20 protein-coding genes are annotated in these 22,541 nt (G+C 69.8%); 12 read left to right on the top strand and 8 right to left on the bottom strand.

The window, feature by feature from the left end; genetic code table 11:
- Nucleotides 1-44: 44 nt before the first annotated feature.
- The 5 genes from WA640_RS24080 to WA640_RS24100 all read left to right on the top strand — a co-directional run bounded on the left by WA640_RS24080 (nucleotide 45) and on the right by WA640_RS24100 (nucleotide 3,870).
- On the top strand, nucleotides 45-746 hold the full coding sequence (locus WA640_RS24080; protein ID WP_335991161.1) for a siderophore-interacting protein: 702 nt from the start codon (nucleotides 45-47) through the stop codon (nucleotides 744-746).
- 307 nt (nucleotides 747-1,053) lie between these two features.
- Nucleotides 1,054-1,464 carry a hypothetical protein gene (locus tag WA640_RS24085; protein ID WP_335991163.1) on the top strand — a complete coding sequence of 137 codons (411 nt, stop codon included), beginning with the start codon at nucleotides 1,054-1,056 and terminating at the stop codon, nucleotides 1,462-1,464.
- A 33-nt stretch (nucleotides 1,465-1,497) separates the two neighbouring features.
- The gene (locus tag WA640_RS24090; protein WP_335991164.1) at nucleotides 1,498-2,517 is read left to right on the top strand and encodes a hypothetical protein; all 1,020 of its coding nucleotides are present in this window, start codon (nucleotides 1,498-1,500) and stop codon (nucleotides 2,515-2,517) included.
- A gap of 13 nt (nucleotides 2,518-2,530) precedes the next feature.
- Entirely contained in the window at nucleotides 2,531-3,094 is a 564-nt protein-coding gene (locus WA640_RS24095; RefSeq protein WP_335991166.1) for a hypothetical protein, read from the top strand.
- Nucleotides 3,094-3,870: a phosphotransferase gene (locus tag WA640_RS24100; protein ID WP_335991167.1), complete on the top strand. Its 777-nt coding sequence runs from the start codon at nucleotides 3,094-3,096 to the stop codon at nucleotides 3,868-3,870. Before WA640_RS24095 ends, WA640_RS24100 begins: the two co-directional genes overlap by 1 nt.
- Here WA640_RS24100 and WA640_RS24105 read toward each other — a convergent pair whose 3' ends face one another.
- The 5 genes from WA640_RS24105 to WA640_RS24125 form a co-directional block, all read right to left on the bottom strand.
- Nucleotides 3,871-4,440: a hypothetical protein gene (locus WA640_RS24105; RefSeq protein WP_335991168.1), complete on the bottom strand. Its 570-nt coding sequence runs from the start codon at nucleotides 4,438-4,440 to the stop codon at nucleotides 3,871-3,873.
- Nucleotides 4,441-4,682: 242 nt separating this feature from the next.
- Nucleotides 4,683-5,915: a cytochrome P450 gene (locus tag WA640_RS24110; RefSeq protein WP_335991170.1), complete on the bottom strand. Its 1,233-nt coding sequence runs from the start codon at nucleotides 5,913-5,915 to the stop codon at nucleotides 4,683-4,685.
- Nucleotides 5,916-6,031: 116 nt separating this feature from the next.
- Nucleotides 6,032-7,195 (bottom strand): NAD(P)/FAD-dependent oxidoreductase, encoded by a 1,164-nt coding sequence (locus tag WA640_RS24115; protein ID WP_335991171.1) that lies wholly within the window; start codon nucleotides 7,193-7,195, stop codon nucleotides 6,032-6,034.
- Nucleotides 7,192-8,049, bottom strand: a complete 858-nt coding sequence (locus WA640_RS24120) for a 4Fe-4S domain-containing protein (protein ID WP_335991173.1) — start codon at nucleotides 8,047-8,049, stop codon at nucleotides 7,192-7,194. The genes WA640_RS24115 and WA640_RS24120 overlap by 4 nt, the downstream gene beginning before the upstream one ends.
- Nucleotides 8,046-9,245, bottom strand: a complete 1,200-nt coding sequence (locus WA640_RS24125; protein WP_335991175.1) for a cytochrome P450 — start codon at nucleotides 9,243-9,245, stop codon at nucleotides 8,046-8,048. Before WA640_RS24125 ends, WA640_RS24120 begins: the two co-directional genes overlap by 4 nt.
- A 127-nt stretch (nucleotides 9,246-9,372) precedes the next feature.
- Between WA640_RS24125 and WA640_RS24130 the strand changes: the two genes are divergently transcribed.
- Nucleotides 9,373-10,821, top strand: a complete 1,449-nt coding sequence (locus WA640_RS24130; RefSeq protein ID WP_335991176.1) for an MFS transporter — start codon at nucleotides 9,373-9,375, stop codon at nucleotides 10,819-10,821.
- A gap of 208 nt (nucleotides 10,822-11,029) precedes the next feature.
- Here the strand turns inward: WA640_RS24130 and WA640_RS24135 are convergent, their stop codons facing one another.
- Complete coding sequence (locus tag WA640_RS24135; RefSeq protein ID WP_335991178.1) at nucleotides 11,030-11,728, bottom strand: DUF998 domain-containing protein; 699 nt, start codon at nucleotides 11,726-11,728, stop codon at nucleotides 11,030-11,032.
- Between the two features lie 144 nt (nucleotides 11,729-11,872).
- Here WA640_RS24135 and WA640_RS24140 point away from each other — a divergent pair, with 144 nt between their 5' ends.
- The 4 genes from WA640_RS24140 (at nucleotide 11,873) to WA640_RS24155 (ending at nucleotide 16,345) form a co-directional block, all read left to right on the top strand.
- Nucleotides 11,873-13,198 (top strand): sensor histidine kinase, encoded by a 1,326-nt coding sequence (locus tag WA640_RS24140; protein ID WP_335991179.1) that lies wholly within the window; start codon nucleotides 11,873-11,875, stop codon nucleotides 13,196-13,198.
- Nucleotides 13,195-13,869, top strand: coding sequence for a response regulator (locus tag WA640_RS24145; protein WP_106366456.1), 675 nt, complete (start codon nucleotides 13,195-13,197; stop codon nucleotides 13,867-13,869). Before WA640_RS24140 ends, WA640_RS24145 begins: the two co-directional genes overlap by 4 nt.
- A gap of 209 nt (nucleotides 13,870-14,078) precedes the next feature.
- Complete coding sequence (locus WA640_RS24150) at nucleotides 14,079-14,903, top strand: NmrA family NAD(P)-binding protein (RefSeq protein ID WP_335991180.1); 825 nt, start codon at nucleotides 14,079-14,081, stop codon at nucleotides 14,901-14,903.
- Nucleotides 14,904-15,190: 287 nt separating this feature from the next.
- Nucleotides 15,191-16,345 carry a S1 family peptidase gene (locus WA640_RS24155; RefSeq protein ID WP_335991181.1) on the top strand — a complete coding sequence of 385 codons (1,155 nt, stop codon included), beginning with the start codon at nucleotides 15,191-15,193 and terminating at the stop codon, nucleotides 16,343-16,345.
- Between the two features lie 147 nt (nucleotides 16,346-16,492).
- Here WA640_RS24155 and WA640_RS24160 read toward each other — a convergent pair whose 3' ends face one another.
- Together WA640_RS24160 and WA640_RS24165 are read right to left on the bottom strand one after the other, a co-directional pair.
- Nucleotides 16,493-17,623: a DNA glycosylase AlkZ-like family protein gene (locus WA640_RS24160; RefSeq protein WP_335991182.1), complete on the bottom strand. Its 1,131-nt coding sequence runs from the start codon at nucleotides 17,621-17,623 to the stop codon at nucleotides 16,493-16,495.
- A 66-nt stretch (nucleotides 17,624-17,689) separates the two neighbouring features.
- On the bottom strand, nucleotides 17,690-19,240 hold the full coding sequence (locus tag WA640_RS24165) for a gamma-glutamyltransferase family protein (RefSeq protein ID WP_335991184.1): 1,551 nt from the start codon (nucleotides 19,238-19,240) through the stop codon (nucleotides 17,690-17,692).
- A 417-nt stretch (nucleotides 19,241-19,657) separates the two neighbouring features.
- Here WA640_RS24165 and WA640_RS24170 point away from each other — a divergent pair, with 417 nt between their 5' ends.
- Together WA640_RS24170 and WA640_RS24175 are read left to right on the top strand one after the other, a co-directional pair.
- Nucleotides 19,658-20,743: a hypothetical protein gene (locus tag WA640_RS24170; RefSeq protein WP_335991186.1), complete on the top strand. Its 1,086-nt coding sequence runs from the start codon at nucleotides 19,658-19,660 to the stop codon at nucleotides 20,741-20,743.
- 154 nt (nucleotides 20,744-20,897) lie between these two features.
- Complete coding sequence (locus WA640_RS24175; protein ID WP_442904814.1) at nucleotides 20,898-22,472, top strand: glycosyltransferase; 1,575 nt, start codon at nucleotides 20,898-20,900, stop codon at nucleotides 22,470-22,472.
- The last annotated feature ends 69 nt before the right edge of the window (nucleotides 22,473-22,541 follow it).

Below are 22,541 nucleotides of genomic sequence, written 5' to 3' on the forward strand. Positions count from 1 at the left end.
GTCTAGCCTAACTAAAGAGAACCCCTAGTTTCGAGAGGACCGGCATGGGCAAGGGCTGGGAAGGCGCCGTACTGAAACTGCTGCGCGCCAAGGACTTCAAGTTCACCGTCACCGGAACCGCGCAGGTCGCACCGCACTATCGGCGGCTCTCGTTCACCGACGGCGGGCTCCTCTCCGAGCTCGGCGTCCACCCCACGATGTGGGTCCGCCTCTGGTTCGAGGCCGACGGCAAGCCCCACCAGCGCGGCTACACCCTCGTCGACCCGGACCCCGAGGCCGGCACCTTCGACATCGAGTTCGCCCTCCATGACGGCGTCGCCAGCAACTGGTCCGAGACGGCCGCCCGGGGCGACGCCATCGCCGCCACCGTCTACGGCACCGCCTTCACCACCCCCGACCCGTTCCCCGAGCGCCTCCTCCTCGTCGGCGACCCGGCCTCGCTCCCCGCGATCAACTCCCTCCTCGACGCCTTCCCCGACACCCCCGCCACGATCTGGTTCGAGACCACCAGCGACGACGACCTCCCCTTCCGCACCCGCGACGCCCACGACCTCCACCTGATCCCCCGCGGCGACGGCACCGCCCTCGAAACCGCCGTCCGCGCCGCCCTCCCGCCCCTCGTCACCCCATCCACATACCTGTGGATAACCTGCGAAGCCCGCACCACCCGCGCCCTCACCGCCTTCGCCCGCAAAGACCTCGCCATCCCCAAGGACCGCCTCCACTCAATGGCCTACTGGCGCTGAAGTGGTGGCCAACAGTTCCGCTTGCCAGTCTTTATGAGATCGTGATGAAACTACGGAGTGTGCATGCAAGAAGCTCCGCGCCCCGTCAGAGACCGCCATGCACGCAAGAACCAATTACACAGAGTGATCATCGAGGATTCCGGACCTGACTGGGCGGTCCAGATCGCATCTCATGGCGAGCAAAACCGGCATACCTCCCGTTACCCTGTTCGAGTAACTCGCCGCCCGCCCTGCGCCGACAAGACGCGGGCTCTCGCTGGCGATCACTGACACCCCGCCCACCATCGGTCGTCTTCAGGAGTTCACCGTGCCGGATCTAGTTGCCGATACAGACAAGATCGACTACGCGGGCACACTATTGAAGTCCATGTCGGACGACTACCAGGAGACCTACGGGAGTTATCCCCAGGACGACGGGCTCACGGGCAACGCCCCCGGTGAGTCGAACTTCCTGGCCGCTTGGCGCGGGCTCAAGGACGATCTGAACACCCTGGTGACCCGGACTGTCGAGAACCTCGAAGAGCATGGCATCGCCCTCCAAGCCGTCGCAGGGAACCACCAGGCCGCCGACGAGGCCGCCGCGGCCGACTTCGAGATCGATGGGCTGGGCGGTTCTGCCGACATGAGTAGCGCTGAGCGGCAAGAGCAGTTCGATGGGGCAGTCGCCTCCGAAGATGCGGCCTGGGACAACCGAAACGCGCCTTACTCGCACGGTTGATCCGTCTCCGGAACGCCCTCCCAAGGAGTTGGAATGTCATATTTCGCCAGACAGCTCGGTGACGCCCCGGCCAAGCCCGAGATCGATACCTCGCAGAAGTCCGCCGCAGGCGTTGAGGATGCGATCGCGGGGTTCGAAACGGCATATCTGCACGGAACGATCGCGTACCTCCTCCGCAAGAAGGACGATGAGAACGGCGGAGTAGTCCGTTTGCCGCGCGAGGTCGAGATCGCGAACAGGGCAGTCGGCGGCCTCGCCGACACCGCCTGCGAATACGCAGGCAAGGAGTACCTGTATGTCTCGGGCAGCGAAGGCGCGGCGATCCTTGAGGAGGCCAAAGGGTATGCCTCCGAGCGACTCGGCGACATCAAGGAGAAGGCCCGCTCCTTTTCGCAGCAGGACCCTGAAGGCATACAAGCGGTGCAGGATGCCCTTTCGCAGTTCTCCACTACACTGCAGTACAGGATGCCGATGGACCAATCAGACCAGGACCTGCTGGACCTCAAGAGCTATGTCGCCGAGGAATACTGGGACGAAGAGCTTGCGAGGATGTTCCGGAAGAACGTGGTGAACCAGATCCCCAATGCCCTGGCGGTCCATTACAACCTCTCAGTGTTCCTTGGCGCCCAAATGCAGGCGTACCGCGAGATCGTCGAAACCACTTGGAAGTCGATCTACACGGCATTCGCGACGACCGTCGACGCGTACTTCGTTCTGGCGGAGGAGTCCGCTCCATCCAAGTCGATCACGTACGCCCAGCTCACTGGACTCGTCGGCCCCGCCCTTAAGAGTGCCTTCGAGAGCCTGACAACGGTTGTCGATATTGCCAAGGAAGGGGCGACGGTGCTCAGCTCCAGCCAAACAGACGCCCCGGTCTCGGGTTCGACCTCAGCCGACCTCAGAGAGGACTTCCTGGCGGCTCTCAACGAGATGGTCTCTTCTGCCGAGACCCACTTTGAGGCTCTCAAGACCGAAATCGCCGCCATGTCCGCTTCGCTGGAGGAGATGGGCCTTCACGAACTCAGCCTCCCTTCGATCGATTCAGTGTTCTGAAAGCCCTTCGCCCATGTTCAAGAAATCAACTGTGATAACCGCGGCCTGGCTGACAGTGCTACTCATCGTTGTCGCTGCCGTGGCATGGCGGGGGCTAGGACTCAGTTTCAAGGGCGCTGAAACACAGGAGACGCTCACCTCCCCGGAAGGACTGTGCGAGTCCTTGGACCTGGAAGGACTGGAGGCGGTCCTTCCAGCCGCGTCAGGAACCTGGGGGAACGCCGAGGAATACCTGTCCGACTCAAACGAGAACCGAGACCGAGTCGCATGCTGGGCCCAAAGTTCAGGCGACGACGGCGAGAACCGCCTGGAGATCGTCGTACGGTACAACGGCGAACACTTCAGCTGGAGTCCGACAGACGCTCGGTTCATTTCCGAGGAAGACGGCTACACCTATGCCACATCCATCGATCCGAACGGCAACCTACAGTCCATCGGGTACCTGGAGCATCTGAACGTTGACGTCCAGATCACTTGCTCGTGCTCGATCGACATCGACTCCGACACATACGATGAGCAGCTCTCGCAGGGAATGCTCAAGGTCGCCGAGCAGGTCATCGAGTTGTCAGAGCAGTGATGCAGCCACCGCGATCCGTCCTGGAAGCCTTCGGCGCACTTGGAGAACCCCGTCTCCTCCATGGAGGCCAAGGCCGAACCTGGGCCAGTGGCAAGCTGGTCTTCAAACCAGCGGACAACGAGATCGAATCGACCTGGCGAGCCGAAACGCTCATCGCCCTCCCCGAGTCCGAGGCCTTCCGGGTCCCCAGACCCGTCAGATCGGATTCCGGCAGTTGGACAGTCGACGGCTGGGAGGCGAGTGAGCTCCTAGCGGGCTCGACCGACCCGAAGCGCTGGAGCGAGGCAGTCCAAATCGGCGAGAAGTTCCACGCGGCCATCGCCGATCTCCCCCGCCCAGAGTTCCTCTCCTCCCGCGACGACTGGTGGTCAAGGGCCGACCGAGACTCCTGGAACCTCGATATCGCTCTCCCCGCGGAGGTCGACGACCTAGCCGCGGCCCGCGCCCCGATCGAGGTCCCCCACCAGCTCGTCCACGGCGACCTCCTCGGCAACATCCTCTACGAACCCGGCCTGCCCCCGGCCGTCATCGACTGGCCGCCCTACTGGCGCCCCACCGCCTGGGCCACCGCCGTCGCCCTCATCGACGCCGTCTGCTGGCACCGCGCCCCCACCACCCTTCTCGACACCACCCCGCCCCAACTCGCCCTCCGGGCCCTTCTCTACCGAACCCTCACCGACCACCACGCAGCCGAAGCCCGACACACCCCATGGACCCCGCACCCCGCGTACTCCCCCGCGATCAAGGCCGTCCTCGACCGCGTGCAGCAGCACTGATCACCAATGGCGGTTGCAGCATTCGACATGGAGCTGCGACCAGGGGTTCCGCCGATCGGTGCTATTGAAGCGGCCGAGTTCGATCTCCGCGCAGCAATGCGTATCGGGCTGCTCAGCGAGATGCGAGGGGCAGTCCTCCGCCAACGCCCGCAGCTGCTCGCCTTCGAACTCGAACGCCGAGCGGCTACCCACGAGGAACAGCGTGTCGGCCGCGATCGTCCATCGGAGCCGGTCCTTGAAGTCGCGATGCCATCGAGTCCGAGCGGCTTCCGATTCCCGCTCTGGGAACGGGTCGGCGGGCATGGTCACCTTCTGCACCCGCCCGGCCCCCAACCGCCCCCGCACTTCCTTCCACTGCGACACCCGGAACCCCAGGCTGTGATGCAGTAGCACCAGATCGAGCTTCCGCCCGCCGTACTCCGCCCCGCAGTCCGCCGCACTCCCTTTCAGCGGCAGGTACACCAGGCTCCGCGGCGACCGCGCCGCCAGCCACCACGCGATCGCGAGATCAACGGCCCCCCGCTTGTCCACACCCATCTGCGCCCCGAGCCGCCCCTCATAGAGCGGCATATGCCCGACCTTCAAGGCCCGCACCACCCGAAACCGCTGCACCCCAAGCCGAACCTCGTCAACAACGGCCCGCCACTCCTGCCCGCCCAACCGCATCGCGCTAGCCGGTGAGGTCGCGCCAGAAGTCGGCCGGCCGGTCGATCACGTGGTTCGGGGTCATCGGGCCAATGTACGCGGGCCGTGCCGGGAGGGGGCCGGTCGAACGTCCGGGGGCCGACTGGTGCGTCGGCCCCCGGGGCGGGTCACCAGGTCACGGGGAGTTCGTAGACGCCGTAGACGGCGGCGTCGTGCTTGAAGGGGAGTTCCTTGAGTTCGCCGGCGAGGGCGAGGGTGGGGATGCGTTTGTACAAGGTGCTGTAGACGACCTGGAGTTCGACGCGGGCGAGGGACTGGCCGAGGCATTGGTGGACACCGAAGCCGAAGGCGATGTGGCGGCGGGCGTCGCGGGTGAGGTCGAGGCGGTCGGGGTCGGGGAAGAGGCGCGGGTCGCGGTTGGCGATGTCGCCGGGGAGGATGACGCCCTCGCCGGCCTTGACGAGCTGCCCGCCGATCTCGATGTCCTCCAGCACGGCCCGGCGGCGGCCGTTGTGCGTGATGTGCAGGTACCGCAGCAGCTCCTCGACGGCCTTCGCGACCACGGCCGGGTCGTCGCTGTCGCGCAGGAGCGCCAGCTGGTCCGGGTTCTCGAAGAGCGCCAACGTCCCCAGCGCGATCATGTTCGCGGTCGTCTCGTGCCCGGCGATGAGGAGCAGCACGCCGATCTGCGCGGCCTCCGCGCGCGTGAGGTCCCCGGCCTCGATGCGCCCGACGAGGCCCGAAAGCAGGTCGTCGCCCGGGGCCTTCATCTTCTGCCCCACCAGGTCGTCGAGGTACACGGTCAGGTTCCGCATCCCGGCCGTGCGCTCCTCCGGCGCCACGTCGAGGTTGACGATGACCTTGCTGTTCTCCTGGAAGAAGTCGTGGTCGGCGTACGGGACGCCGAGCAGTTCGCTGATGACGAGCGACGGCACGGGCAGCGCGAACGCGTCGACGAGGTCGGTCGGGTTGGGCCCGGCGAGCATCGCGTCGATCGCGTCGTCGACGATCTTCTGGATGGCGGGCCGCCGCGCCTCGGAGCGCTTGATCGCGAACGGCGCGGTCACCATGCGGCGCAGGCGCGCGTGCTCGGGGTCGTCCATGAGGATGAACCCGATCTTCGGCCGCTGCTCCTGCGGCTCGTCGCTTTCGTCCTCGTAGTCCTTGGCGACGGCCGCATTCGGGTAGCCGGGGCTCGCGGTGTCGGAGCTGACGCGCGGGTCCGACAGGACCGCGCGCTGGTCGTCGTAGCCGGTGACGAGCCACGGCGTCTGGCCGTCCTCCAAGCGCACCTTGGTGATCGGCCCTTCCTCCTGGAGGGTCTTGAGCTGCGGCGGCGGGTCGAACGGGCATTTCATCGCCCGCTCCATCGGATATGCCGGGGTCTCCTGGTCGGTCATCGCGCGTTCCTTTCGGTTCGGGTGTTCCTGTCGCCGTGCCGGTTCCGTAAAGGGCGCAGTCTGGGCACAGCACGGCGACGCTCAAGGGCGTTCTGAGATCCGGGGACGCGGAGACGCTACGCGAACGACTCCACAAGAGACTGACGGTGCTGCCGGGCCTGCTTCGGCATGGACCAGCCGACGACGCCGGTGATCCGGCCTTCAGTCCGGTACGCGGCGACGAAGCGGCGCGCGGCCGGGTCGCCTTCGAGGACGTCGAGTTCGTCGTCGACCGAAGGCAGGCCGTAGACCTGGATCTTCGCGTCGAACTGATCGGTCCAGAAGTACGGCACCGGCTTGTACGGCAGGTCGGCGCCGAGGATGTTCGCGGCCACCGCGGCCGCCTGCTCGGTGGCGTTCGTGCGGTTCTCCAGGCGAAGATCGCGCCCGAGCCCCGCATGGTGCCAGCGCGCGACGTCGCCGACCGCCCAGATGCCTTCGGCGGCAAGGCAGTTCGCGTCGCACACGATGCCGTTGTCGATCCGCAGGCCCGAGCCGGTGAGCCACTCGGTGACCGGGATCGACCCGATCGACACGACGACCGCGTCGGCGGGGAGCACGTCTCCGCTGTCGAGGCGAACGCCGGTCACGCGCCCGTCGCGCTCCTCCAGGCCCGCGACGCCGACGCCGGGCCGGAGCCTGACGCCGCGCTCGGTGTGCATCTCGGCGAGGTGCTTCGCGACGCCGGGGCCGAGCTGGAGTTCCATCGGCGCGGCCTGCGGCCCCACGAGGGTCACGTCCGGTCCGAGCCCGGTCGCGGTGGCGGCGATCTCGGCGCCGAGGACGCCGTCGCCGACGACCACGAGCCGCTTCGCCTGGGCGAGTTCGCCTTTGAGTCGCAGTGCGTCCTCGATGGTGCGCAGCACGTGCACGCCGCCGAGCCCGGCGGCGCCCGGGAGCGTCCGCGCCCGGATGCCGGTGGCGATGACGATAGCGTCGGCCGCCAGCACCCGGCCGTTCTCGGTCGTGACGGCCCGGTTCGCCGCGTCGAGGCCGGTGGCGGCCTCGCCGAGCGCGAACTCGGCGTCCAGTGAGGACAGCATCGCGTCGGGCCGCAGCTGCGCCCGCGCGGGCTCCCAGGCCCCGGAGAGGACCTGCTTGGACAGCGGCGGCCGGTCGTACGGCAGGTACGGTTCGGCGCCGAGGAGCGTCAGGCGCCCGTCGAAGCCCTTGCGGCGCAGTGCCTCAGCGGTGGCGAGCCCCGCCGCGGAGGCGCCCACGACGAGGACGCTCTCGCTCACGCGCCCTCGCTGACGTCGATGGCGAGCGCGGGGCACACGCTCGCGGCCTCGCGCACGGCCTCGTGGTGCTCGGCGGCGGGCGCGGGTTCGAGGAGGATCACGATCCCGTCCTCGTCGCGCTGGTCGAACACGTCCGGCGCGACGAGCACGCACGAGCCCGCACCGCAGCACTTGTCTTCGTCCACGGTCACTTTCATGGCGGGTAACCCCCTGAGTTCGGTGACTTCAGCCCCGTACAGGCCGACGATGGCGTCGACCAGGCCGAGGCCTGCTTCATGCCAGGTGTCCCTGGCGGTGGTCTTCCCGGCCGCGAGCGAGGCTTCGCGCACGGCCGGGACGAGCACGGCGAGCTGCCTGACCATGGCGTTGCGCTCGTCGCGGATCTCGGGCGGCAGGTCGGACAGGCACACGTCGAGCCCGTCGCTGACGCGCCGCAGTGCGGGCGACTGCATCGCCTCGTCGGCGATCTCGTCGCGCACGGCCGGGTCGGTGAGGACCTGGGCGGCGAACCGCGCGAACCAGGTCGGGTCGCCGAGCGAGCCGAGGTGGTCCATGGTCGGCATGACGAAGCACTCGACCCAGTCGCGGAGCCCCGGTTCGGGTCCGATGTGCGCGAGGCGCTCCTCGCGCGCTTCCTCTATGTGCGCCATGTGCTTGCGGATGATGGCGCGCACGAGGTCGGCCTTGGTCCCGAAGTGGTAGCCGACGGCGGTGTTGTTGCCCTGCCCGGCCGCTTCGGAGATCTGGCGGTTGGAGACGGCCGCGACGCCGTGCTCGGCGAAGAGGCGCTCGGCTGCGGTGATGATCGCCTCGCGGGTCGCCGCGACCCGCGAGGCCCTGGTGCTGGTGCTCATGTCCGCCACCGTACGGGGACGGCGGCCATGCCGCCGACCAGGAGTCCTTCCACCCGCTGGAGGTCCCCGGGCGCGACGGCCAGTTCGAGCGAGGGCAGGCGCCGCAGGAGCACTTCCAGCGCGACTTGGAGCTCGGTGCGGGCGAGGGCCTGCCCGAGGCACGAGTGCGCTCCCGCGCCGAACGCCAAGTGGGGGTTGGGGGTGCGGGCGAGGTCCATCGCGTGGGCGTCGGCGAACGCGTCCTCGTCGCGGTTGGCGGCGGCCATGGAGCAGACGACGGTGGTGCCCGGTTCGATGACGGACCCGCCGACCTCGAACTCCCGGTCGATGTAGCGGACCATGCCGAACCCGGCGTTGACGTCCATGCGCAGGGACTCCTCGACGGCGGACCTGATGAGCTTCGGGTCGGCGAGGAGCGCCTCCCAGCGGGTGCGGTCGGCGAGGAGCATCGCGGCCATCTTGGCGATCATGTTCGCGGTGGTCTCGTGCCCGGCGACGAGGAGGCCCTGGCCGGTGGCGATGATCTCGGCGTCGCTCATGTCGGAGTCGGTGACGAGCTCGGAGAGGAGGTCGTCGCCGGGCTCCGCGCGCTTCGCGGCGACGTGCCCGGCGAGGTAGACGTGGAACGCGGTCTGCGCGGCGACGATCTCGTCCTGGGTGTACCTGGTCATGCTCAGGAGCGTGTCGGACCAGTACGAGAACTTGTCGCGGTCGTCCTCGGGGACGCCGAGGATCTCGCAGATGACCCACACCGGCAGCGGGAACCCGAAGGCGGCCTTGAGGTCCGCGGTGTCGCCCTGCGCGGTCATCTCGTCGACGAGCCGGTCGGCCATGGCGGTGATGCCGGGGCGGAGCGCGGCCATGCGCTTGGCGGTGAACCACTTGTTGAGGGTGCGGCGCCACTTGAGGTGGGCCTCGCCGTGCTGCGGGAGGACCGACGCCATCTGGGAGTCGAGGACGCCGCCGGACTCCTCGCTGACGCGGGCGCTGTCGCCCTCGGCGGAGGTGCGGGTGAAGCGCGGGTCGGCGAGGGTGGCCTTGACGTCCTCGTACCGGGTGAGGAGCGTGGCCGGGTCGCCCGAGGCGAACGTCACATGCGCGACGGGGCACTTGCCCCTGAGCTCGGCCCACTCGGCCGGCGGGTCGAGCACGGCGTCGTTGGGGATGGGGTACTGGAGGGCGGTGCGCTCGGACATGGGGCCTCCTGGCAGATCGACGGCGGTGCGATTTGCCCACTATTCAACCCCGCGGAGTACAGTAAGTCAAGCAGTTGACTTAAAATATTTCGGGTCACATGCACTACCAGGATGGAAACCACCACTGATGACTCAGAACACCGCCGAGCCGGACGGAACGCCCGTGCGCTCGAACCGCATCATCGCGGTCCTCGCGATCTCGGGGATCGTCGTCTCGCTCATGCAGACCTTCGTGATCCCGCTCCTGCCCGAGCTGCCGGAGCTCCTCGGCGCCTCGGTCGGCGACACCTCGTGGGCCGTCACGGCGACCCTCCTCGCCTCCGCCGTCGCCGTCCCGGTCGTCGGCCGCCTCGGCGACATGTTCGGCAAGCGCCGCATGCTCCTCATCAGCCTCGTCCTGCTCACCGCGGGCTCGGTCGTCGCCGCGCTCAGCACGAACCTCGCCGCGTTCATCACCGGCCGCGCGATCCAGGGCCTCGCCGCGGGCGTGATCCCCTTGGGCATCAGCATCATGCGCGACGAACTCCCGAAGGCGAAACTCGCCGGGGCCATGGCCCTCATGAGCGCCTCCCTCGGCATCGGCGGCGCCCTCGGCCTCCCCGCCGCCGCGCTCCTCGCCGACCACGCCGACTGGCACGTCCTCTTCTGGGTCGCCTCCGGCGCCGGGCTCCTGTGCCTGCTCCTGGTCGCCGCCACCGTCCCCGAATCCGGCGTCAAGTCCGGCGGCCGCTTCGACCCCGTCGGCGCGATCGGCCTCTCCGCAGGCCTCCTCGCCCTGCTCCTCGCCGTCTCCAAAGGCGCCGACTGGGGCTGGACCGACCCGCTCACCCTCGGCCTCGGCATCGGCGCCGTCGTCGTCCTCCTCGCCTGGGGCGCATGGGAACTGCGCACCCCGCAGCCGCTCGTCGACCTGCGCACCACCGCCCGCCGCCAGGTCCTGCTCACCGACCTCGCCTCCGTCGTCTTCGGCTTCGCGATGCTCGCCATGTCGCTGGTCCTGCCCCAGCTCCTCCAGATCCCCGAGGCCACCGGCGTCGGCTTCGGACAGTCGATGCTCACCGTCGGCCTCGTCATGATGCCCTCCGGCCTGGTCATGATGGCCATGTCACCGGTCTCCGCGCGCATCACGAACGCCAAGGGCCCCAAGACGACCCTTATGGCCGGCGCCGTCGTCGTCGCCCTCGCCTACGGCCTCGGCGCGTTCCTCATGGCCGAGATCTGGCAGCTCGTCCTCGTCGCCACCCTCATGGGCGCCGGCATGGGACTCGCCTACGGCGCCATGCCCGCCCTCATCATGGACGCCACGCCCGTCCACGAGACCGCCGCCGCCAACAGCCTGAACACCCTCATGCGGTCCATCGGCACCTCGATCTCCAGCGCCATCGCCGGCGTCGTCCTCGCCCACGTCACCGTCGACTTCGCGGGCACCGCCGTCCCCTCCAGGGACGCCTTCCAGATCATCTTCCTCATCGCCGCGGGCGCCTCGCTCGCCGCGCTCGCCATCGCCGCGTTCCTCCCGGGGCGCGCCGCCGAACCCGAAGCGGCAGAACCGGAACTGGCCCGCATGGCGGCATGACGCGTCGAGTCCTCCGGCCCGGATCGCATATCCTATAGGATATAGGATATGCGATCCGGCTAGAACCAACTGCCGAAGTACGGACCGTCCCCCGACTCCTGCCGAGCGGTGAAGGGCGAGCACTCCTCCCGGGCCCGCCGCAGTTCGCGGCAGCCGCCCAAGGCGAGCCGGACCCGCGCCACGCGTGACCGAATCCCCTTGAGGCCCCTCACGACCGGACCCCCGTCAGAACGCGGGCCGGGGTCGGCGCCGGTTCGACCGCGGGAACCGGGGCCGCCGGGGCCGCCGCCCGGATCGAGTTCGCCACCAGGAACCACAGCAGCGACGACAGGACCACCAGCAGCACCCGCTGCGGAATCCCCCGCCAGTCCCCACCGTCGAGGACCCCCGGCAGGAACGTGTTCACCGTCGTCGTCAGGAACGTCAAAGCCGCCAGCACCGTCGCCCACCACGTCCCGTGCCGCACCCACGCGGGCGCATCGGCGCCCCGCATCCGCGCCGCGCAGATCCCCGCCACCACCGTCAGCAGCACGAACGCCGCCCCGGCCGAATACCGGTGGATCTGCGCCCACCACGTCAGCCCCGACTCCGGCGTCCCCGTGCGGAACACCGCCGCGCACAGCAGCATCACCGCCGTCGACCCCAGCAGGAACTTCACGAACCCCTCCCGCGCCAGCCCCACCCCGCGCATCGCGAGGACGAAGCAGGTCGCGGCCAGCGCGATCACCGAAGCGGGGAACAGAAGCACGCCGGGCCAGGTCACGGCATACGCCGACACCGGCGTGGAAACCGCGTCGACGTCATGGGACTGCGTCAAGTGCATCACCGCGAAGCCCGCCTGGGAGGCGGCGATCCCCGACATGGCGGTCACCTCGGCTGCGCGCGTTCGGAAGAAGTCTCGGTTCATGCGCCGAACGGTAGGTTCCGGGAAGTCCCCTTCCCTCAAGCCGAGGCGTGGAATCCCCCCTCATACCCAGGGGTGAGACGCCCCCGCCCGACCCGTACCCCGGAGTGAGGGCGCGCAGGTCCCCGGCGGCATACCGTTGGGCACGTGACCGCCGAGACCGCACCGAACGAGCCCGCGCAGCACCCGCATCCCGTCCGCCGGGTCATCAGCTACCTGGTGCCCGTCGCGCCCCTCGGCGACGGCGACTGGCGCTGGCGCTTCACCTCCACGCTCGCCCTCGTCGGCCCCGGCTCGGTCCCGTTCGCGCTCATGATGTTCGCCATCCAGAACGGCCTCATGGCCACCAACTACGGCATCGCCGTGGGCGCGCCCATCACGATCGCCACCGGCGCCGCGATCATCCTCGCGCGGTTCCGGCCCGTCGAGGCGTGGCTGCTGGTCATGGCCTCCCTCATCGCGACCGCCCTCTGGACGGAGACCACGAAGTGGGAGCCGTGGCCGCTGACCGTCCCCAGCCTGTTCGCCCTCATGACCGTGCTGTTCGCCCTCGGCCGCGACCGCCGCGCCTGGGCGGGCGTCCTCTGCTGGCTGGGGTACGCGGCCGTGGGCGTCGCCGCGGTCTGGGGCGTCAGCTCGCACCGCCTGGACCCCATGCCGCAGCCGGTCCTCGACGCGAACCCGAACCCGGCCTCCGACAACCTCACGCTCGGCCTCCTCCTGGGCGCGTTCGCGTTCCTCGTCGGTCTGACGGTGCGCATCTGGCGCCAGGGCCGCACCCGCGTCGCCGAGAAGGAGCGCGTCGCCGAGGGCGAGCGCCAGCGCCGCCGCCTCCTGGAGGAGCGCGCCCGCATCGCCCGGGAGCTGCACGACATCGTCGCCCACCACATGTCGGTCGTCGCCGTCCAGTCCTCGACCGCGGAGTACCGCCTCGCCGGTCTCGACGAGGAGACGAAGGCGGAGTTCCGCTCGATCAGCGACCAGGCCCGCGAGGCGCTCGCGGAGATGCGGCGGCTCCTCGGCGTGCTGCGCAGCGAGGACGACGCGGGCGCGAGGGAGCCGCAGCCGGGCCCGGAGGCGCTGCACGGCCTGGCCGAGGCGGTCACGAGGACCGGCACACCCGTCGCACTCACCGTCGGCGACCTCCCCGACGACCTCCCGGAAACCCTGGCGCTCACAGTGTTCCGTGTGGTCCAAGAAGCCCTGAGCAACGTGATGCGCCACGCGCCGGGCGCACAGGTGGAAGCCTCCGTCACCTCCGAGAACGGGACACTGGACGTTACGGTGGTGAACGGCCCGCCGCCCGGCGGCCCCGGCCCGACGGGCCGCGACGGCTCGGGCCTGGGCCTGGTCGGCATGCGCGAGCGCGTCGCCCTCGACGGCGGCGATCTCGTGGCGGAGCCGACGCCCGAAGGCGGCTTCCGCGTGCGCGTGGTCCTGCCGATCCGTTCGACCGCAGAGGAGTCCGCGTGACGATCAAGGTGCTCATCGCCGACGACCAGGCCATGGTCCGCGCCGGCTTCGCCGCGCTCCTGAATGCGCAGGAGGACATCGACGTCGTCGGCGACGCCCCCGACGGCGTCGCGGCGGTCACCGAGACGACCCGCCTGCGCCCCGACGTGGTCCTCATGGACGTGCGCATGCCGACGATGGACGGCCTTGAGGCGGCCAAGCGCATCCTGTCGGCGCCGCCGGAGCGCCGCCCGCGCGTGCTCATGCTCACGACCTTCGACATCGACGACTACGTCTACGAAGCACTCCGCATGGGCGCCAGCGGCTTCCTCCTCAAGGACGCGCCGCCCGGCGACCTCATCGCCGCGGTCCGCGTCGTCGCCGACGGCGACGCCCTTCTGGCGCCCTCGGTCACCCGCCGCCTCATCGAGGAGTGCTTCAAGGCCCGCCCGGCCCTCCGCCGCTCCTCCCGCCTCGACTCCCTCACCCCCCGCGAAGAGGAGGTCCTGCGCCTCATCGCCCGCGGCCTCTCCAACCCCGAGATCGCCGCCGCCCTCTTCGTCTCCGAGCAGACCGTCAAGACCCACGTCGGCAAGATCTTCGCCAAACTCGAACTCCGCGACCGCGCCCAGGCCGTCATCTGCGCCTACGAAACGGGCCTCGTCACCGCGGGCGACCCCCGCGAGCAATAGCCGCCCGCGCCGAACTGTCACACCCGCCGGGCACCGTTGAAACCGGGGGCGGCCGCGTTCCGACACGCCCGAGCGCGGGGGTCGGCACCCCGTTCACCTGCGCAGACACCTCACTTCGAAAAACCTCGGCCCTCCTATTGGAATAGATCATTCCGCTCTGCTAAACTTGGAACAACTCATTCCGTTCCAGAGTTTTTCGAGGAGTCCCCATGCGCATCCTGATCACCGGCGCCACCGGCACCGTCGGCCGCAACGTCGTCGAGCAGCTCATCGCCGCCGACCCGACCGCCGAGCTCCGCGCGCTCACCCGCAACCCCGAGGCCGCCGTCCCCGCCGGCGTCGAGCTCGCCGTGGGCGACCTGGCCGCGCCCGAGACCCTCGCCGACGCCTTCAAGGGCGTCGACGCCGTCCACTTCATCAACTTCGCGGGCGAGCAGTACGGCGCGATCCCCGACCCGGCCGCCGTCGTCGCCCTCGCCGAAGAGGCGGGCGTGCGCCGCGCCACCGTCCTGGGCGGCATGGCCGACGGCCCGCTCGAAACCCTCCTGGCCGCCAGCGCGATCGAGACGACCTTCCTCCACCCGGTCGAGTTCATGTCGAACGCCCTCATGTGGTGGGCCGCGCCCATCAAGGCCGAGAGCCGCATCCGCGAGCCCTTCGGCGACCGCCTCAGCGCGATGGTCCACCCCGCCGACATCGGCGCGGTCGCCGCGCGGGTCCTGCTCGACGGCGGGCAGGACGGTGCGGAACTGATCATCACCGGCCCCGAGGTCCTCACGATGCAGGACAAGGTCCGCGCCCTCGGCGAGGCGATCGGCCGCGAGGTCGAGTACGTGGAGCTCACCGTGGAAGAGGCGAAGGAGAAGTGGCGCGGCGAGGGCTTCCACGAGGGCCTGATCGCGTTCCTCCTTGAGGCCCTTGGGAACACGCCGCCGGAGGGGAAGACCGTCGCCGACACGGTCGAGTGGATCACCGGCCGCCCGGCCCGCACGTTCGCGCAGTGGGCGGCCGAGCACGCCGACGCGTTCAAGTAGCGCCCCAGCGGAAAGGGGCGGCGTTCCGACCGGAACGCCGCCCCTTTTGGTGTAAATCTGTGAAATCACAGCCCAGTTCGCATTTCTGAAACCGAAGACCACTTAGCCCGATATTCACTGAATTATTTCTATCTTTAGTTTTGCGCGGTTTACCTCTAATCTCCATGTATGGCATGGCTCACCCATCACCTCGGGTGAGACCGCAACCAGCGGTCGCACCCGGCCCTGCCATGGCGGTCGCCAACCCCGTCGGCCGTCGATGCCCTCACCCGAAAGGCATGCATCACATGAATCGCCAACGCGCACTTGCGGTCACGGCCGCCGGCGCCGTAGTCACCGCGCTCTCGCTCGCCGCGGGCGCCGCACCCGCCTCGGCCGAGATCCTCGACGCCAAGGCCGCGGACGCCCGCGCCGACCTCCTCGGGAACGTCTCCCCCGCCCTCATCGACGAGCTCTCGGACACCTTCGGGCTCACCGAGTCCGAGGCGTACGACCGCCTCGCCGTCGAGGCCGTCGCGTCCGACCTCCTCACCGAGGTCCCCGACTCGCTCGACGCCTCCTACGGCGGCCTGTGGGTCGCCGAGGGCGCCGACGAGATCCTCGTCGCGACCACCGACCGCGCCGAGTTCAACGAGGTCCGCGCCGAAGGGGCCACCCCGGTCCTCGTCGAGCACGCCCTCGCGGACCTCGAAGCGGCCGGAACCAGCCTCGACGCCCTCGCGCTCGACGGCCTGTACGGCCACTACATCGACGTGGAGCGCAACACGCTCGTGGTCGAGGCGGCCGACGAGGCCGTCGCGGCCGAGGCCGTGGACGCCGCGGGCATCGACCCGTCGCTCGTCTCCGTGACGGCCGCCGAGGCGCCCGAGCTGTACTTCGTGCGCGGCGGCGACTCGTACATCATCGAGAACTCGTGGCGCTGCTCCGTGGGCTTCTCGGTCCGCCAGGGCTCGACCCCCGGCTTCGTGACCGCGGGCCACTGCGGCTCCGCCGGCGACCAGGTGACCAGCGGCGAGGCCGCCCCGGGCACCTTCCGCAACTCAGTCTTCCCGGGCTCCGACCGCGCCTGGGTCGCGGTCGGCTCCAGCGAGCCGCTCTACGACGAGGTCAACATGTACTCGGGCTCGCGCGACGTCGCGAACGCCAACCAGGCGGCCGTCGGCTCCTCGATCTGCCGCTCCGGCTCGACCACGGGCTGGCACTGCGGCACGGTCGGCGCGTTCAACCAGACCGTCAACTACGCCGAGGGCACCGTCACGGGCCTGACCCGCACCAACGTGTGCGCCGAGCCCGGCGACTCCGGCGGCTCGTTCATCACCGGCAACTCCGCTCAGGGCATGACCTCCGGCGGCTCCGGCAACTGCTCCTCCGGCGGCACGACCTACTTCCAGCCGATCGGCCCGGCCCTCTCCGCGTGGGGCCTGACGCTCGTCACGACGTAGGACCGATGCCAGGGTCCGGCCGGATCGACAACGGCCGGGCCCGACCTTCTTGAGCCGCAACGGCGCGGACCCCGGAGCCCCGGTCGCCACCCCAGGCCGGGGCTTCGCCGTGTCCCCTAACCGCTCAACCGCGCCCCCTTTCCCGCCTCAGACGGTGTCGAACCCCCGGACCTCGGCCTTCCACCGCACCTCGGCCCCGACCCACGACGCCGCCCGGTCCACCGCCGCATGCAGGTGCTCCCGGTCGGCCCGCGCGTCGTCCCACTGCGCCGCCTCGACGACAAGGTCACCGTTGCTGCGGCGCAAGGCGACCCGCCCCGGCAGGTCGCTGCCGACGAACACCGGCAGGCAGTAGTACCCGAACGTGCGCTGCGGCTCGGGCACGTAGATCTCGATCTTCCAGCCGTGGCCCCACAGCCGCTCCATGCGCTCGCGCAGCCACACGAGCTGGTCGAACATCGACACCGCGACGGCCCGTTCGGCTCCGGTGGTGCGGGTGCGCCGCACCTGCGGGTCAATCCACGCGCGGCCCTTCCAGCCCTCCACCGCGACCTGCTCGACCTCCAGTTCGCGCAGCACCCGCTCGGTGTCGGCGATCTTGAGCCTGAAGTAGTCCGCGACGTCCTTCGTCGTGCCCACGCCGAGGTTCCGCAGCGCTGTGGACACCATGTACCGCAGGCACTCCGCGTCGTCGGCGTCCCACAGGTGCTCGGCGGGTATCGCCCGCTCGGCCAGCTGGTAGACCCGCTTGAAGCCGATCCGGTGCGTGCACGCGACGTCCCCGAACCAAAGCAGTCGCTCAACGGCGTGCTTGTGGTCAGTCCGGAAGTTCCACGAGTCGCCCATGTTCCCGGTGCCCCGGTCGCGGTGCATCGCACCGGAAGGGAAGTCCGACACGGTGATCGCCCCGCGCTCGCGCAGCAGCGCCAGCACCTCGGCCTCCGCTTCCGCGAGCGAGTCGTCGGCGTACCGCTCGCGCCACGCGCTGCGCCGCCGCGCCAGGTACGGCCACGCCGAGACCGGCAGCAGCGACATCGCGTGCGCCCAGTACTCGAACGCCACCGGCGCCTTCCGCCGGTCCAGGCTCCGCACCGCCTCGTCGACGTCGAGGTCCCGCGCGAGCAGCGTCAGCTCGTGCGCGCGCCGCACCGCGGAGATCGTGTCGAGCTGAATGCACCCGAGCCGCTCCAGCACCGTCTTGAAACGCGCGGCCTTCGGCCGCAACTGCGCGGCGATCGCGATCCGCCGCGCATCCGCCAGCCGCAACGACTCAGGCACGTCACCAGTCCTCTCCACGAGCCACACCGATCGCCCCCGACCGTACCGCCGGGGTCCGACAATCCGTCAGCCCCGGTTCGGCGCCGTCCCGACCGTCCCCGTCTCCGCGCGCGGATCCGCCGCGCCCGCAACACGTCCCGCCTCGTCGATCTCGATGAGGTGCGCGTGCCCGAACCCGCTGCCGGCCGCCGCCGGGGCGACCGCGAACCCGCGCTCGCTCAGTCCCGCGCCCCACGCCTCGGGGCTCCCGTCCTCCAGCTCCACGTCCGTCTCGTACACGCCGGTCCACGTCCCGAACCCGGTCTCCCCCGGGTGCAGCCGCCACCGCGGCGCCGCCACCGCCGCCTCAACGGACTCGCCGCCGTGCAGGACCCGCGCGATCAGCTGCGACACGATCTGCGGCTGCGAGTCCCCGCCCATCGACCCGGCCACGAGCCGCAGCGACCCGTCGGCCCGCGTCACGAGCGCCGGCACGAGCGTGTGCGGCGGGCGCTTCCCCGGCCCGTACTCGGCCGGGTGCCCCGGCTCCAGGTTGAACCCGGTCCCGCGGTTCTGGAGACCGATCCCGGTGCGCGGCTCGAACAGCCACGTCCCGAACCCGGCCGCGTTCGACTGGATGTACGAGACGCCCATGCCGTTCCCGTCCAGCACCGCCATATAAGTAGTGCCGCCCGCGGCCTGGTGCACCGGCACCTCGGCCTTCGCGTCGGCGCTGATCCTCCCGGCCCGCTCCCCGGCCGCCGCCAGCAGGTCGGCCACGTCGGCTCCGTCGAACAGCCGCTCCGGCCGGTCGTACCCGGCCTGCCGCGCGGCCTCGACCAGGTAGTGCGCCCACAGCGGGTCGCCCGCGTCCACCGGCAGGTCCAGCCTGTCGGCGATCGCCAGCGCGAGCAGCAGCAGGTACCCCTGCGAGTTCGGCGCCGCGGACCAGATCCGGTGCCCGAACGCCTCCACGCTCAGCGGCTCCTCCCACTGCGCCTGCACCGCGGCGAGGTCCGCCTCCGTGAACAGGCCCTTCCCGATCTCCACGAGCCCCTGCCCGAAGTCGCCCAGGTAGAACCCGTCGCGCCCGTCCTCGGCGGCCGCGCGAAGCGCCGCGGCGGTCCGCTCCCGCGTCACCGTCGCCCCGGCCGCAAGCCCCGTGAGGTCCTCGGCGCCCTCGACGCCGTCCAGGAGCGTCCCGGCCTTCGCGAGCATCGCCGTCGCGGGCCAGCCCTGCGACGCCAGCTCGATCGCGGGCGCCAGCAGCTCCGCCATCGGCCGCGACCCGTACCGCTCGTGCAATGCGAACCACCCGTCCACGCAGCCCGGCACGGTCGCCGATCGCAGGTCGTTCCGGAACGGCATCGCCCGGTGCCCCTCGGCCCGCAGTCCCTCGGCGTCGGCGCCCGACCCCGCGCGCCCCGACGCGTTCAGATACGCGGGAACGTCCTCGCCGGGCACGTGGACCAGTGCGAACAGGTCCCCGCCCAGCCCGCACAGGTGCGGGGCCACGATCGTCAGCGCCGCACCGGCGGCGATCGCGGCGTCGACGGCGTTGCCGCCGTTCGCGAGCACGTCGGCGCCGATCCGGCTGACGTGCGGATCGACGGAACAGACCACACCCTGGTCGACCACGGGTGACTCCTTTGCGCAACCGCCGGCCATCGCCGAACGGGGGGACGGATTCGCGCCGGACCGCGGGTCCGGCATGGCGGAAAGCCTACCTTGCCGCGCGGCTAGTGACGAGCGCCCCGATCGGGGCGCCCACCCGGCCGCGGCATGCGCGCATCGATCCCACTCGATAAGATCGGGAAAGCGGATCGCAATGGCGTCCATGGAGACACGGTTCCCAGCATTCGGACCGCGTGCCGGTGCTCACGACGGGTGTTTTTGTCCGTCGGCGGACCTAGCATAGAGGTGGACCGCGTCCACCTGTACGCCCAAGTCTCTTGTACGGTGGAGTTTCCGCGGTGGGGACGAGAGGAAAGATCGGAACTGGTCATGGAAGAGCCGATACAACCAGCTGATTCAGCCGGGCCGATCTCGTCTACGGTGCACCGCTGGCGGCGCCTCGCGGTGCGGCACGACCTTGAGTGGAGCGAGCTCCTGCTCATCGCCCTCAACCTGTACGGCCTGCGCGGCAACAACAGCGAAGGCATGCGCCTACGGCTGAACTCCGAGGACGAGGAGTTCATGCTCGTCCTCCCGGCCGACCGCGCGACCTCGCCGTTCAGCCTCCGCGCCCATGTCGACCCGTCCTCGCCCCAGCACGGCCTGAGCGAGCTCTGCGTCGACGGCACCCCGGTCGCCGAGATCATCGAGGCCGAACCGGGAGAAGAGGTCCGCGGATACCTCCGCGCCGACGGCACCGCCGCCACCCTCCTCCTCCAGGCCGACGTCGAGTCCGCCGAACTGGTCAAGTGCTACCGCGACCTCCTGGAGGCCCTCGCCTCCGACCTCGCCGACGACGGCGAGCGGCACCTCTTCGACGAGGTCACCCTCTCCGCGAGCGGCGCCCGCGACGAGCAGCTGATCGTCGAGCACCTCCTCGCGGTCCGCGAGGCCATGACCGCCGAAGGGCTCCCCGAGTCCACGACGCTCGGCGTCCTGACCCCGGCCCTGCGCAGCAAGGCCGCGTTCAACGAGCTCGCCGAGAAAGTGGGGCCCGTCCTCCTGTTCCTCACGACCGAGACGTACAAGGACGACAGCGCCGAACTCGCCGCCGAACCGATCGTCCCTGAGGACGCCGCGGCCGCCGACCCCGTCATGCCGGTCGCCAGCCGCCAGTCCGAGCGCCTCTCCGAGATCCTCTCGGCGGCAAGGGAAGCCGGCCACCGCACCTCGTTCACCTACACGGTGGGCAGCGAACCGCTCGACGAGATGCGCGCCTGGCTCCTCCCCCTCGCCGAGCAGACCACGATGTGGCCGTCGCTGACGATCCTCCCCGCGGAGAGTCCCGTCGACGACTCCCAGCACATCGCGGCCCCCGACGAGCGCCTCGACTTCTTCCTGGAGGCCCGCCGCCTCCTCGAACAGATCTTCGCTCCGACGCAGCTGCGCCCCCAGCCGTGGCGCTGCTACCGCGGCCTCTGGTACCGCCAGCACGCCGGCGAGCACATCGAAGGCCCGTACGTCTGAGCCGAGGCCGGCTTGCAAACGCACAGAACGAATTCCGAACGGGACTAGTGGATACTTCGCGTTAACTCCGCGAAGACATCGCTGGTTACGACTCCGCACTACCGTCCTTCCGACACGGTGAGGACAAGGAGAGACAGTAGTGCGGTTCCCGACTGTGTCCGTTGTGATACCTGTGCACAACGCCATGCCGTATCTGGAGAAGACCATCGACTCGGTGCTGGCCCAGACCATCGGCACCGACCGGATCGAGATCATCGCCGTCGACGACGGCTCCACCGACGGCAGCGGCGACTTCCTCGACAAGCTCGCCCACCACCACGGCGACCTCATCACGGTCGTCCACCAGGCCGCCTCCGGCGGGCCCGGTCACCCGAGGAACGTCGCCCTCGACTACTTCGCCACCGGCGAGTACGTCTTCTTCCTCGATGCCGACGACCATCTCGGACCCGAAGCCCTCGAACGCCTCGTCGCATCGGCCCGCCGCAACGGGTCGGACGTGGTCCTCGGCAAGGTCGTCGGCGTCGACCGCTCCGCGCCCCAGTCGATGTTCCGCCGCAACGAGGACGCCGCCGACCTCTACACGTCCCGCATCTACTGGTCCATCGCCGCCTGGAAACTCTTCCGCACCGACCACCTCCGTCGGCACGGCATCCGCTTTCCCGCGGGCGTCAAACGCGCCGAGGACCAGCCGTTCACGTTCCACGCGTACCTCCGCGCCCGCAACATCTCCATCGTCGCCGACTACGACTGCCTGTACCTCGTCCGCCGCGACGACGGAGGCAACGTCACCTCAGCGACCGGCGAGGACTTCTTGCAGCGCACCGCGATCCTCTGGGAAATGCTCGTCCACATGGTCGAGCTCCTCCACGAGCACGTCCCGCCCGGCCCCGGCCGCGACCACCTCATGTACCGCCACTGGGAGACCGAAGGCATCTCGCTCCTGCGCTTCATCGCCATGATCGACGACCCCGAAGCCCGCACCGAATGGTGGCAGCGCACCACCGAGCTTCTCCACCGCCACCTCACCGCCGGTTCCCTCGCCAAACTCCACCCCCACAACCAGCCGATCCTCCTGGCTGCGGCCGCAACCGAGTTCACTGAGATCGAAGGCCACTACCGAGGCGCCGCAGACCACGGCCGCGTCAAGGAACTCACCGTCATCGACGGCGCCCTCCACGAGCGCTACCTGGCCATCGCCGACCGCGGTACCCCCACGACCTTCCTCCTGGACAAGCCCTCACGCATGTCCACCACCGTCACCGGCATCGCCCGCCGCAACGGCCGTCTCCACATCAGCGGCACCACCGGATTCGCGCGCCACCGGGTCCTCGGTCTGCATCCCCGCATGGTCGCCATCGCCCGCGAGACCGGGACTACCCTGACCAAACCCGCCGAGTACGACCCCGATACTCAGCACTTCAACATCGAGATCGACCCCATCGAGGACTTCCACGATCTCGTCCAGGACGACGTCTTCGACCTCTACGTGGAATTCGAACTCCCCGGCCAGACCCTCCAGCAGGCCCTACGAGTCCCGAACCCCGCAGATCTCTCCCGCCGGCGAACGATGTTGACCCGCTACCGGCTCCGCACCAGCGTGAGCGTTCACCAGTACCTCACCAACCCCCGCAAGCGAGTCGCCCTCGAAGTCCGCAAGACCAAGAGCACCCACAACCTCGTCCGGCACGCCAAACGCGCCATCCGACGCAGGCTCCACCGGCCGACTTGATCGCCGAGAACCGTTTCCGGGCATGCAGAGGGGCCCGACACTAGGTGTCGGGCCCCTCTATTCGTTTAA

Origin of the sequence: Glycomyces sp. MUSA5-2 (assembly GCF_037034145.1) — a bacterium.
In the GTDB taxonomy this organism is placed as follows: domain Bacteria; phylum Actinomycetota; class Actinomycetes; order Mycobacteriales; family Micromonosporaceae; genus Glycomyces; species Glycomyces artemisiae.

What these genes read in the sequence shown, in the direction of transcription:
- WA640_RS24080 (WP_335991161.1), top strand. Translation starts at nt 45, where the DNA reads ATGGGCAAGGGCTGGGAAGGCGCCGTACTGAAACTGCTGCGCGCCAAG.
- WA640_RS24090 (WP_335991164.1), top strand. Translation starts at nt 1,498, where the DNA reads ATGTCATATTTCGCCAGACAGCTCGGTGACGCCCCGGCCAAGCCCGAG.
- WA640_RS24095 (WP_335991166.1), top strand. Translation starts at nt 2,531, where the DNA reads ATGTTCAAGAAATCAACTGTGATAACCGCGGCCTGGCTGACAGTGCTA.
- WA640_RS24100 (WP_335991167.1), top strand. Translation starts at nt 3,094, where the DNA reads ATGCAGCCACCGCGATCCGTCCTGGAAGCCTTCGGCGCACTTGGAGAA.
- WA640_RS24105 (WP_335991168.1), bottom strand. Translation starts at nt 4,440, where the DNA reads ATGCCGCTCTATGAGGGGCGGCTCGGGGCGCAGATGGGTGTGGACAAG.
- WA640_RS24110 (WP_335991170.1), bottom strand. Translation starts at nt 5,915, where the DNA reads ATGACCGACCAGGAGACCCCGGCATATCCGATGGAGCGGGCGATGAAA.
- WA640_RS24120 (WP_335991173.1), bottom strand. Translation starts at nt 8,049, where the DNA reads ATGAGCACCAGCACCAGGGCCTCGCGGGTCGCGGCGACCCGCGAGGCG.
- WA640_RS24125 (WP_335991175.1), bottom strand. Translation starts at nt 9,245, where the DNA reads ATGTCCGAGCGCACCGCCCTCCAGTACCCCATCCCCAACGACGCCGTG.
- WA640_RS24130 (WP_335991176.1), top strand. Translation starts at nt 9,373, where the DNA reads ATGACTCAGAACACCGCCGAGCCGGACGGAACGCCCGTGCGCTCGAAC.
- WA640_RS24135 (WP_335991178.1), bottom strand. Translation starts at nt 11,728, where the DNA reads ATGAACCGAGACTTCTTCCGAACGCGCGCAGCCGAGGTGACCGCCATG.
- WA640_RS24150 (WP_335991180.1), top strand. Translation starts at nt 14,079, where the DNA reads ATGCGCATCCTGATCACCGGCGCCACCGGCACCGTCGGCCGCAACGTC.
- WA640_RS24155 (WP_335991181.1), top strand. Translation starts at nt 15,191, where the DNA reads ATGAATCGCCAACGCGCACTTGCGGTCACGGCCGCCGGCGCCGTAGTC.